This is a genomic window from Micromonospora sp. NPDC047793, from assembly GCF_040642635.1.
Taxonomy (GTDB): Bacteria; Actinomycetota; Actinomycetes; order Mycobacteriales; family Micromonosporaceae; genus Micromonospora.
In genome coordinates, this window is the sequence record NZ_JBEYSG010000003.1 from 545,879 (window position 1) to 556,933 (window position 11,055).

General features: G+C 73.4%; 9 protein-coding genes and 1 pseudogene. 5 read left to right on the top strand and 5 right to left on the bottom strand.

All coding sequences use genetic code 11. The annotated features are described in order from the left end of the window. Positions 1-6: 6 nt before the first annotated feature. Positions 7-1,134 carry an N-acetylmuramoyl-L-alanine amidase gene (locus ABZ738_RS10125; protein WP_357212258.1) on the bottom strand — a complete coding sequence of 376 codons (1,128 nt, stop codon included), beginning with the start codon at positions 1,132-1,134 and terminating at the stop codon, positions 7-9. Positions 1,135-1,492: 358 nt separating this feature from the next. Between ABZ738_RS10125 and ABZ738_RS10130 the strand changes: the two genes are divergently transcribed. From ABZ738_RS10130 to ABZ738_RS10145, 4 genes and pseudogenes are all read left to right on the top strand, one after another. Beyond that, positions 1,493-3,148, top strand: a complete 1,656-nt coding sequence (locus ABZ738_RS10130) for a protein kinase (RefSeq protein ID WP_357212260.1) — start codon at positions 1,493-1,495, stop codon at positions 3,146-3,148. 36 nt (positions 3,149-3,184) lie between these two features. Continuing rightward, a complete protein-coding gene (locus ABZ738_RS10135) occupies positions 3,185-4,084 on the top strand; it encodes a hypothetical protein (protein WP_236146059.1) in 900 nt (299 codons plus the stop codon). A gap of 86 nt (positions 4,085-4,170) precedes the next feature. Next, positions 4,171-4,812: pseudogene (locus ABZ738_RS10140) on the top strand (hypothetical protein); the annotation flags it as partial. An 898-nt stretch (positions 4,813-5,710) separates the two neighbouring features. Further along, complete coding sequence (locus ABZ738_RS10145) at positions 5,711-6,952, top strand: MFS transporter (protein ID WP_357212262.1); 1,242 nt, start codon at positions 5,711-5,713, stop codon at positions 6,950-6,952. An 11-nt stretch (positions 6,953-6,963) separates the two neighbouring features. Here ABZ738_RS10145 and ABZ738_RS10150 read toward each other — a convergent pair whose 3' ends face one another. From ABZ738_RS10150 to ABZ738_RS10165, 4 genes are all read right to left on the bottom strand, one after another. Then, on the bottom strand, positions 6,964-7,335 hold the full coding sequence (locus tag ABZ738_RS10150; protein WP_131057111.1) for a YchJ family metal-binding protein: 372 nt from the start codon (positions 7,333-7,335) through the stop codon (positions 6,964-6,966). Positions 7,336-7,538: 203 nt separating this feature from the next. Continuing rightward, positions 7,539-8,081, bottom strand: a complete 543-nt coding sequence (locus ABZ738_RS10155; protein ID WP_357212264.1) for a hypothetical protein — start codon at positions 8,079-8,081, stop codon at positions 7,539-7,541. Positions 8,082-8,224: 143 nt separating this feature from the next. Further along, entirely contained in the window at positions 8,225-8,833 is a 609-nt protein-coding gene (locus tag ABZ738_RS10160; protein ID WP_357212266.1) for a class F sortase, read from the bottom strand. 125 nt (positions 8,834-8,958) lie between these two features. Beyond that, positions 8,959-9,450: a hypothetical protein gene (locus ABZ738_RS10165; protein WP_131057740.1), complete on the bottom strand. Its 492-nt coding sequence runs from the start codon at positions 9,448-9,450 to the stop codon at positions 8,959-8,961. 906 nt (positions 9,451-10,356) lie between these two features. On the opposite strand from ABZ738_RS10165, the gene ABZ738_RS10170 reads away from it, so the two are divergent. Then, on the top strand, positions 10,357-10,944 hold the full coding sequence (locus ABZ738_RS10170; protein ID WP_357212268.1) for a hypothetical protein: 588 nt from the start codon (positions 10,357-10,359) through the stop codon (positions 10,942-10,944). Positions 10,945-11,055 lie beyond the last annotated feature (111 nt).

The following is an 11,055-nucleotide window of genomic DNA, read 5'->3' on the forward strand; positions in this document are numbered from 1 at the left end:
CGCGGCTCAGGCCCGGACCAGCGACTGCCGCACCACCCCGCCGACGATCGTGCACCAGGTGCCGCTGTCGACCGTGCCGGTGCGGGGCAGCCGGTGTAGCGCCTGCAGGTCGCGTACCGCCCGTCGGGTCGGCTCGTCGAGCACCCCCGTCGGCGCCACGTCGGCGTACCCCTTGCCGGCGAGCAGGTCCTGCGCGGCGGTGACCGGCAGGCCGGCGCTGCCCCGGCCCAGGTCCGGGGCGAGGGTCTCCCAGGTGGCGGCCGTCAGCGTGGCGTCGACGTCGACCGGAAGCCCCTGGAGGGCCTGCCAGTCCTGCACCGCCGCCACGGTGGCCGCGTCGAAGGTGCCGGTCGGCTCGACGGGGTAGCCGTGGTGGGCGAGCAGGTACTGCGCCACGCGGACGGTGGGGGCGTTGACGAAGCGCCACACGTCCGGCCAGCGGCGGGCCGGCACGTCGCGGGGCGGTGTGCCCAGGGCCCGGAAGACCCGGTGCCGCAGCGTCGGGAACTCTCGATAGAAAGCCGCCCCGGGACACTGGGTGGTGCGGAAGTCCCAGTGCCCGAAGATGTCGGAGGCGTGCAGGCCGTACCGCCGGCAGACGGCCACGCAGAGCCGCACCAGCGAGTCCAGCAGCGCGTCCGGCGGGGTCTGGTCGACGTACGTGCCCTCGTTCTCGATGCCGATGGCCCGCCCGTTCTCCCCGGGGCAGTGCGCGGCGATCATCTGCCGCTCACCGGCCTGTAGCCGGTCCAGACTGCCGTGCCGGCCCTCGAGGACGAAACCGCCCCGGCTGATCGTGAAGTGTTGGCCGGTGTCCGACCAGCCGTTGCCGTCGACGTGCAGGTCCTGACACTCCCGGGCGAGCGCGACCGCCCGCTCCCGCGAGTGGTCGGTGACGTTGGGGAAGGCCATGTGGTGCACGATGATCTTGTTGGTGGCTGTCCCGCTGGCCGACAGCGGGCCGGTCGGCGGGCGGGCGCCCCACTCGTCGCAGTCGATGATCCAGTCCAGGTCGTCGGCGGCTTCGGCCGGTGCGGGGTGGGCGAGACCGGTCCCGACGACGACGGCGGTGGCGGCGCCGAGGCCCGCGCGCAGCATCGTCCGGCGGTCCCACTGGGTGTGCTCGGCAGGCATCGCCTCTCCTCCGGAACGGCGCGTTCGTGAAAACCAGCTCCACAGATGACTCTAAGAGTGGAGGATATTGCCGGACCGTTCCCGGCGCCAGAGGTCGACGGAGTTCGACGTCCGACTCCGCCGTGCCGGGTGCGCCGCAGGTGTTGACCCGAGGTGCTATCTCTGACGTCGTGTCCGAGACCGACCATCGTCCGTCGACCGCCGAGCCCCCGGCGGCCACGTCGTCGATCGGACGAGCCGCAGGGCGGCCACCCGGGGTGACGAAGGCACCTGTCGGGCGGATGGTCCCGCCGCCGTCGACGGCCACAATGAGCAGCGTGCCCACCCTCACGCTGGGCGGAGCGCGGGGAGCGGCGACATGATCGGATGGCAGGTTCCCGGATACACCCTGGTCCGGCGGCTCGGTGCCGGCGCGTCCGGCACCGTCGACCTCGCCGTGCACGACGCCACCGGCACGCCCGTCGCGATCAAGTACCTGACCGGTCAGCTCCACGACGAGCTGTTCCGGTACGCCTTCCGGGACGAGGCCCGACTCCTGGCCGAGATCGACGACCCGTACGTCTGCCGCCTCTACGAGTACGTCGAGGCGCCCGACGGCGCGGCCATCGTGATGGAGCTGGTGAACGGCGTCTCGCTGCGCCAGATGCTGCGCGCGCAGGGGCCCACCACACCCGAGTCCGCCCTCTGTGTCCTCAAGGGATCACTCGCCGGGCTGGCCGCCGCGCACACCCACGGGGTGGTGCACCGCGACTACAAGCCGGAGAACGTCCTGGTCACCGCCGAGGGCACCAGCAAGTTGGCGGACTTCGGCATCGCCATGCCGGTCGGTGCCGACGCCGGTGCCAGCGTCACCGGCACACCCCGCTACATGGCCCCCGAGCAGTGGACCGGTGCCCCCGCCGAACCGGCGTGCGACATCTACGCGGCCACCGCCACCTTCTTCGAGTGCCTGACCGGCCGCCCCCCGTACGACGGGGGCGACCTGGCCACCCTGCGCCGCCAGCACGCGCGTGCGCCGATCCCCACCGACCCGGCCCCGCGACCGGTGCACGGGTTGCTGCGGCACGGCATGGCCAAGCGCCCCGACGACCGGCCGCAGCCCGCCCGGGTCTTCCTCGCCGAGCTGGAGGAGACGGCCGTCGGCGCGTACGGGGCGGACTGGGAGGAACGCGGGCTGCGGGAGCTGGCGCAGCGGGCCGCCCTGCTGGCCGCCCTGTTCCCGTTCCGGGACGGCAGCGGCGGCACCGTCAGCGTGGCCACCACCGCGCTCGGCGCGACCACCACCGACGACGGCACCGGTCGCCGCCCGGCGACGCGGCGGACCGGCCGGGCCCGGGCCGCGCTGGTCGGCGGCGGCCTGGTGGCGGCCATGCTGGTCGGCGGCGCCGGACTCGGCTACACGATGGAGGAGCCGCCGGTGCCGACCGGCGCGGCCTCCGAGGCGACCACGGACCTGACCGGGCCACCCGCGCCGACCGGAGCCGCGCCGACCCCCACCCCCACCCCCACGCCCGGCCCCACCGCCACCCCCGCCCCGACGTCTGTGACGCCCCCCGCCCCGACCGCCACCACCACCGCGCCGACCGGCTCGCCGACACCCACCGATCCCGCACCGTCCACGGCGGACCCGTCGCCGTCGACGAGCACCAGCGCCCCGCCGCCGGACGTCACCGCACCCACCGTCGGTCGGGTCGCCGCGAGCCCGACCGCGCTCGATCCCGCCGGCTGCCCGTACGGGCCCACCGCCAGCACCGTCACCGCGTTGGTGCAGGACGACCGCACGGACGCCGAGGACCTGCGGGTCCGCGCCCGCTACACGATCGAGAAGCAGTCGTACGAGCGGCGCATGGACCCGGCCGGCGGCAACCGCTTCCAGGGCGTCCTCGCGAATCTGCCCCGTCCCGCGACCACCGTCCGGATCCCGGTGACGGTGGTCGCGACGGACGCCGCCGGCAACACCACCAGCGGTGACACGACGTACGTCACCCTCTACTCCTTCTGCACCCCGGGCTGACCGGGCGCGCGCCTCACGACCTCCGGGAGACCTGCCGTGACCCAGCCCGACGACCCGACCCACGCGTGGCCGCCCCCGCCCACCTCGACCGACGAACCGACGGTCCGGGTGGACGGCGCCCATCCGACCACCCGTCCCGGTGGCACGGCACCGCCGACCCGGCCGGGCACGGCGGAGCCGACCGTCTATCTCGGTCGCACCGACGCGTCGGCCCGACCGGCGGCTGCGGAACCGACGGTCTACCTCGGTCGCACCGAGACGGCGACCCCGTCGGGCGTTGCCGGGCGGCCGGTGTCGCGGGACGGCACCGCGTCGTGGCCCACCCCGGACCTCGACGCCACTCAGGGGGCGACCCATCCGCCGTCCGGCACGACCACCGCGTACCCGGTAGGGGCCGCCACGGTGCGTACGAGCGGTGCGCTCGCGGCACCGACCACCGGACCCGGCGGTGAACTGCGCTTCGGGCCCGGAGTGCCGGCCGCCCCGCCGTCGGCGCCCGCGTGGCCGACACCGGCACCGCGCCGCAGGTCGCTCTGGCGTCGGTCGGTGTCGGTGCTGTCCACTCTGCTCACCCTCGTGCTGCTGGCCGCGGTCGGCTTCTGGATCTGGCAGCGGCTGAACCCGATGGAGATCAGCGGGGTGAGCGTCGCGGTGCCCCACCCGGCGGGACAGCGGTGCGACGTCACCGTCGACGTCGTCGCCACGGTACGCACCAACGGCCGCCCCGGCACCGTCGAGTACCAGTGGCTGCGGTCCGGGAGCGCACCGGGTGCCCTGCTGACCGAGCGGGTCGGTCCGGGGCAGCGGACCGTGGAGCTGACCCTCCGGTGGACGTTCAGCGGGGTCGGCAGCACCACCGAGACGGCCACGGTGAACGTCGTCTCGCCGTCGTCGGCGCAGGCGGCCACCGAGGTCGCGTACTCCTGTCCGGGCTGACGGCCGGACACTCGCGACGTTTCTCGCGCCGCGCCCGGGGGTAGGTCGGGCCGGACGAACCGACCGCCCCTGCAAAGGACCAACGGATGCGAGACAACTTCGGCGACGCGGTAGGGGACACCCTCCGTGGCATACTCCTCTTCCTACCCAAGGCCGTCGCCTTCGTGGCGATCCTGGTGGCCGGCTGGCTGATCGCCAAGGCGGTGCTGAAACTCGTCGGCCGGCTGCTGGAACGCGTCGGTTTCGACCGGGCGGTCGAACGCGGCGGTATCCGTCGGGCGTTGGCCCGCTCCCGGTACGACGCCAGTGACGTCGTGGCGAAGCTCGCGTACTACGGGATCCTGCTGCTCACCCTCTATCTGGCGTTCGGTATCTGGGGGCCGAACCCGATCTCGGACCTGATCGCCGGGGTCATCGCCTGGCTGCCGAGGGCCTTCGTCGCCATCGTCATCGTGGTGGTCGCCGCCGCCATCGCCAGCGCCGTCAAGGACCTGATCTCGGGCGCGCTCGGCGGGCTGTCCTACGGCCGGCTGCTGGCCACCATCGCCTCGGCGTTCATTCTCGGTCTCGGCGTCATCGCGGCGTTGAACCAGATCGGTGTGGCCACCGCCGTCACCACCCCGGTGCTGATCGCGGTGCTCGCCACCATCGGCGGCATCCTCGTCGTCGGTGTGGGCGGCGGGCTGATCCGCCCGATGCAGAACCGCTGGGAGTCGTGGCTGTCCCGCGCCGAGGCGGAGTCGCGCACCATCGCCGAGCACGCTCGGGCCTACTCCGCCACCCGCCGCGAGCGCGAGGAGCAGGCGGCCCGGGAGCGGGAGGCGGAGGCCGCCCGGGAGCGCGAGGCACAGGCCGCCCGCGAGCGGGAGGAGCAGCGGACCGCCGCCGAGCGTCGGCTGGCCGAGTCGGCGGCGGCACCCGTACCGCCCGGTGGGGCGACCTTCGGCGCGCCGGCCGCCGACCCGCCGCCCGCCACGCCGGTGTTCGCGACCGGAACGTCGTCGGGTGTGCCGGTGGCCGACGACCCGGAGGCGACCCAGGTCGTCACCCCGCCCCACGTCGACTCAGACCCGACCACGCTGCTCCCGCGTCAGTCCACGGCCGACTCCGACGACCCGGACGCCACCACGGCGTTCCCGCGTCAGTCGGCGGCGGACTCCGACGACCCGGAGGCCACCACGGCGTTCCCGCGCCAGCAGCCGGTCGACGACGACTCCGACACCACGACCGCGTTGCCGCGCCAGTCCGCCGCGACGACCGACGACCCGGACACCACCCAGGTCACGTCGACCGGCCCGGACGTGCCGTCGCCGCGGACCGCTGCCGACGACAGCGAGTCGACGATCATCCTGCCGAAGAACGACGGCCCGTCCGGTCGCTGACCCAGACGGCGTCACCTCGCGGGACGGGACCGTACGGGCCCGTCCCGCGTCGCGTCGCGGCAGTCGTCGTCTGCCGCGACGCCGTCGTCCGCCCGAGCCGCAACGGGGTGGCATCGGGTGGTGCCGGCGCCTACGATCACCGCATGACCTGGCGACATTGATGCCTTGACCGAGGCCGGGGACCGCCCTCGGACGCCGTACACACGGTGTCCGTAATCGCCCCCCACCCGTCCGGATGGCCTCGATGACCCTCGCCACCGCCGCCGGCCGTCGCCTAGCGGCCACTCTCTACGCCTACACGTTCCTCACCGACCTGGTCCTGCTCTACCCGGTGTACGTGCTGCTCTTCTCCGACACCGGGCTGTCGGTCGGGCAGATCTCCTCGCTGTTCGTGATCTGGTCGCTGGCCGGTCTGGTACTGGAGGTGCCCGCCGGTGCCTGGGCCGACGCCACCTCCCGGCGTCTGGTGCTCGCCCTGGCGCCGCTGTGCAGCGCTCTCGGTTTCGGTCTGTGGACGCTCCTGCCGTCCTATCCGGCGTTCGCCGTCGGGTTCGTGCTCTGGGGAGCCGGCGGTGCACTCGCGTCCGGCGCGCTGGAGGCGCTGGTCTTCGACGAACTCGACCACGTGGGCGCCGCCGACCGGTACGCCCGGACCATCGGCCGCGCCCGCACCGCCGGCACGGCCGGGGTGCTCGGGTCGATCCTGCTCGCCGGGCCGGTGCTCGGGCTCGGCGGCTACCCGATGGTCGGGGCGGCCAGCGTCGCGGCCTGTCTGCTGGCCGCCGCCGTCGCGACCCGCCTCCCGGAACACCGCCGCCGCCACCACCGCCTCGCCGCCGCGCCGTCCACCGAACCCGACGAGCCGGGCTGGTGGCAGAGGCTACGGCTCGGCGTGGCCGAGGCGCGCGGCAGTCGATCCGTCCGCGTGGCGGTGCTGCTGGTGGCGGTGGTGAGCGCGATCTGGGGCGCGCTGGAGGAGTACCTCCCGCTGCTGGCCCGGGACACCGGCGTCGCCCTGACCACCGTGCCGTTGCTGCTGCTGGTGGTGACCCTCGGCCAGATGGCCGGCGGGCTGCTCGCCCCGGCCGGGCAGCGGCTTCGCACCGGCGGGTACGCCCTGCTGCTGGCCGCCTCGGCGGTGGCCCTGGCGGTGGGGGTGCTGCTGCGCAAGCCGGTGGGGTTCCTGCTGGTCGCGGCGGCGTTCGCCGGCTTCCAACTCGCCTCGGTGCTGGCCGACGCCCGCCTTCAGGCCCGGATCAGCGGCCCGACCCGGGCCACCGTCACCTCGCTGGCGGGCACGCTCACCGACCTGACCACGATCGCGGTGTACGCCGGGTTCGGCCTGCTCGCCACGGCGACGGACACCGCGTGGGCGTTCGCCCTGGCCGTCGTGCCGTACCTGCTGATCGCGGCGGCGCAGGTGCTCCGGGCGGGCCGGATCCGACGTGGACCGGTCGACGCGCCGACCGCCCGGATCGACGCGTGACCCCGCCCGGCTCAGGGCCGCTCGGCATCCAGGTAGACCCAGCGACCGTCCTCCCGGCCGAAGCGGCTGCGTTCGGTCACCGTGCCCGGATCGCGGCCCTCCCGGTAGTGGGCGCGGAACTCCACGGTCCCGGTGCTGTCGAACAGCCCGCCCCCGTCGGTGCCGACGACCTCCAGCCCGGTCCACCGCTGGGCGGGGTCGAGGTGCAGGCGAGGTGGACGGGTCCGGGAGTGCCAGCTGCGCATCAGGTAGGCGTGGTCGCCGACGGCGAAGGCCGCGTAGCGGGAGCGCATCAGCGCCTCGGCCGTCGGCGCGTCCGCCTCGCCACGGTGCAGTCGCCCGCAGCAGTCCGCGTACGGCATGCCCTGCCCGCAGGGGCACATCCCGGTCACCTCGGTCCGCCTGTCTCGCTTCGCCACCTCGACATCCTCTCGACACCGGACCCGACGGCTGACGCCGGGGGCGTGGCGTGCCCCCGGACATCGGAGGCGGTGGACGGTGTGGCGCGCCCATCGCGCTCCGGCCCGGAGATCACCGAGCGGGCCCGGGGCTTCCTCCACCGGTTGTCCGACGGGTAGCGCCCCGGTCAGCGGGTCCGTGCGCCGCGCCGACTGCCGAAAGACTCCATCGTGGTCGCCTTCCGCGCCGGCCTCGGTGCTCCGGCCGCCCGGGACCGCGCGGCGGTGGCCTGGGTGGCCGACGTCTTCCGGGTCGCCGCCTTCTTCGTGGTGGTCTTCGTGGCCGGCGCCCGGCCACCGGTGGCCTTGCCCGCCGGTGCCGTCTTCGCCGCCGTCCTCTTCGCCGCAGGCGCCTTCTTCGCGACAGCGGTCTTCTTCGCGGCGGTCGCCTTGGCGGTGGGACGCCGGGTCGGGCTCGCGGTGGCGGAGACGGCCTTCTTCCGCGCCGTCCGGGCGGAGGTCGCCGCTGCCGTACCGGCCGTGGCCTTCCTGCTCGTGGACCTGCCGGCCGCTTTGCCGGCCGCCTTGCTGGTGGCTGCCTTGCCGGTCGTCTTCGTGGCGGCTGCCGTCCCGGGAGACCGCTTGGTCGCCGGGCTGCTCCGCTTGGTCGCGGTGCGCGACGACGCGGCCGTGGCCTTTCCGGTGTTCTTCCTGATCGCTGCCTGGGCCATCGTTGCTCCTCGGGTCTGCCGTGGACGCTCGGGTCTTCCCGGCGTCGGGATGGTCGAACGCACGCCACCGGCCGCGCGGGCTCACCTCGGACGGGTTCGCGCCGTGCGGGTTCACGCCCGTGCGGGTTCACGCCCGCGCGGGTTCACGCTGTGCGGGTGGCGAAGACGATCACGTTGTCGGCGTACTCGCCGCGTGCCGGATCGAACCGGCCGCCGCAGGTGATCAGCCGTAACCCGGCCAGGCCGCCGGGACCGTAGACCAGGTCGGTGGGGAACCGCTCCTTCGGGTACGCCTCGACCGCGTCCACGGTGAAACGGGCCACCGTGGCATCGACCCGGGTGATGTGGACGGTGTCGCCGGGGCGCAGCCGCCCCAACTCGAAGAAGACGGCCGGGCCGTCCCCGGAGTCGACGTGGCCCACCAGGACCGCGTTGCCGATCTCACCCGGGCTGGCACCGGGTCGGTACCACCCGGCGACCTGCGGCCGGTCCAGCGCCGGCACCTCCAGCGCGCCCGAGGCGTCGGCGGCGACCGGCACCAGCGGAGCGCGTACGCCGATGGCCTCGATCCGCACCTCGACGGGGTCGGCGCGCGGCAGCGGCGGCAGGCTCGGCGCGGTGCCGGCCCGGTGCGGAGCGCCGTCGGGCTGCGGCGGCCCGGCCGGCAGCCGCCCGATCCCCGCGCCCACCAGCGCTACTCCGACGGCCGCGACCAGCGTGAGCAGAACGCGCCCCCCGTGGTATGCCCGCACGGTCACCTCCGATCGCGAGAGTCAGACGGCTGTCGGGACACCTGCCGTGCGGTATCCCTCGGGTGCCCGCACCGTGGCGTACGGCGCGGGCACCCGTCGCAGGATGGATGGGGTGTGCCGGCGCGTCAGAGACGCGCGGCGGCCTCGGCGTGCCGGCGGCGGCGGGCCAGGATGACGCCGCCACCGAGTGCGGTGGCGATCAGGGTCGCCCCGGTGGTCAGGGTGCCGAGCCCGTCGTCGCTCGTGCGGCCCCCGGCCTGGGCGCCACCGATCGGGGTGACCGTGAACGTGGTGCTGCCGTCCGAGGTGCCGTCTCCGCAGGTGGCGGCCACCGTGTAGGTGCCGAGGGTGAAACCTGCGGTGAACAGTTCGGCGCTCAGGCCGCCGCCGGCTGCGGCGGTGGTGGAGCGTACGTTCTGGTCCCGATCGGGTCCGGTGACCCGGAACAGCGCGTCACCGGTGCTCGGGTTGCAGGTGGTCGCGGTGAGCACGACCGTCCCCCCGACCGGGGTCGTCGCCGGTGACACCGTGGTGTCCGCCCAGGCGACTCCGGGCATGAGCAGCGCGCCCAAGGCGATGCTGCCCGCAGCCGGTACGAGAACTCTGGTTGCCTTCATACGCGTCTTCCCTCACTTTTCGTCCGCTGACTGCGTGGGACGTCGTTCGGGTGGCCAACTCCGCGACTAGCACCGGTGTGCCCAACACTAGGTGGGCTTGGGACCCGATCCGGTGAAAATGAGAAATCTTCGTTGCCGTCACGTGTCCGCCCGACCGCCTCGGGCGTCGCGGAAGGTCCCGCCACGGGCCCGGCGGTCCGGCGCATCCGGTCGATGTCGGCCTGCCGCGCAGTGGGACCGGTGGGCGGAAGGCGAGGTCGACACGGAGTCGCGCCGATCGTGGCAGCCGTCCCGTTCCCACCACCCAATTCCCCCAAGTCCCCCCGCCCCAGCGCGCCCGGCCCCGGCCCGGCCCCGGCCCGGCCCCGGCCCCGCCCGGCCTTGGATGAGTTGATCAAGAGGTTTCCGTCGCGATTCCTGTCGTGCTTGCACCAAAACTTCTTGATCAACGGGGTTGGCGCGCAAGGCGGGCGACGGCGGAGATGGGCTGGCGCGCCGTTTGCGCTGAATGTCGGTTTGTCGGATGCGGGTGGGTGGGGGTTGGGTGGAATCCGGGGTGGGGTCGGGGCGTTGTAGTCGGGTGGCTGACCGCGCAGGGCCGCATGCGCCGGGCAGGTCGCGGACGAATTCTCGCTCCGCCGGATTGGTGGCGGGCGGGTGTCGGAATGGCTTGGCCCGGTCGGTGGTTATGCCTGGTCGCGGCGCCGGGTCAGGCTTCCGGGTGGCCGGGGAATGATGCGGGCTGGCGGGTGGTTGTGTATTGACCCGACGCCGCAAAGCCTGGTCCGGTGATTCCCCTTCTCGGACCTGTGTGCGTCGGATTTCCCCTTTCTTCTAGCGCCTGACGGCGTTTGCGTCACTCTCAATCCCCCTGTGGGTGGCGTCTACCCCCGAATGGAGCTTGTGATGAACTCGAAGCTGCTGCGTAAGAGTGTTCTTGGTGTTGCTGGTCTGGCGTTTGCTGGTGGTGTGTTCGCTGGTCCGATCGGGCAGGCTGACGCCACCCCCGTCACGGCTGGTTCGTTGGTGGCGGTGCAGGCGGACAAGCCGGACTCCGGCAAGCTGGTGCCGCATGGTGTGCAGGGTGCCCAGTCGCGTATCGATTTGGACGATGAGCAGGTCGCCAACGCGAAGGCGATCATCGCGGCGACGAAGAAGGCCGGTATGGACGAGCGTGCCGCCGTCATCGCGATCGGCACCGCGTTTCAGGAGTCGAAGTTGGAGAACCTGGGTCATCTGGGTGACCGCAACGACCACGATTCGCAGGGCTTGTTCCAGCAGCGTCCGTCCAGTGGTTGGGGCACGGTGGAGCAGATCACCGACCCCGAGTACTCCACCCTGGCCTTTCTGAAGGGTTTGAAGCAGGTCGACGGCTGGGAGGACATGCCGTTGACGGTGGCGGCGCAGACGGTGCAGGTGTCGGCGTTCCCGGATCACTATGCCCAGTGGGAGCAGCAGGCCGCCGACCTCGTCGCCGAGCACTGGAACAGCTGACCCCACACTGAACAGGCTTTCCTCGCACAAGGGGGAGCAAGAACGCTGCCGGCCGGTACCCACCACGGGTACCGGCCGGCAGCGTCTGTCCATGGAGAGATGTTAGGAAGG

Excerpts from the sequence above, each read along its gene's own strand:
- ABZ738_RS10125 (WP_357212258.1), bottom strand. The coding sequence starts at position 1,134 with ATGCCTGCCGAGCACACCCAGTGGGACCGCCGGACGATGCTGCGCGCG.
- ABZ738_RS10130 (WP_357212260.1), top strand. The coding sequence starts at position 1,493 with ATGATCGGATGGCAGGTTCCCGGATACACCCTGGTCCGGCGGCTCGGT.
- ABZ738_RS10145 (WP_357212262.1), top strand. The coding sequence starts at position 5,711 with ATGACCCTCGCCACCGCCGCCGGCCGTCGCCTAGCGGCCACTCTCTAC.
- ABZ738_RS10150 (WP_131057111.1), bottom strand. The coding sequence starts at position 7,335 with ATGTGCCCCTGCGGGCAGGGCATGCCGTACGCGGACTGCTGCGGGCGA.
- ABZ738_RS10155 (WP_357212264.1), bottom strand. The coding sequence starts at position 8,081 with ATGGCCCAGGCAGCGATCAGGAAGAACACCGGAAAGGCCACGGCCGCG.
- ABZ738_RS10165 (WP_131057740.1), bottom strand. The coding sequence starts at position 9,450 with ATGAAGGCAACCAGAGTTCTCGTACCGGCTGCGGGCAGCATCGCCTTG.
- ABZ738_RS10170 (WP_357212268.1), top strand. The coding sequence starts at position 10,357 with ATGAACTCGAAGCTGCTGCGTAAGAGTGTTCTTGGTGTTGCTGGTCTG.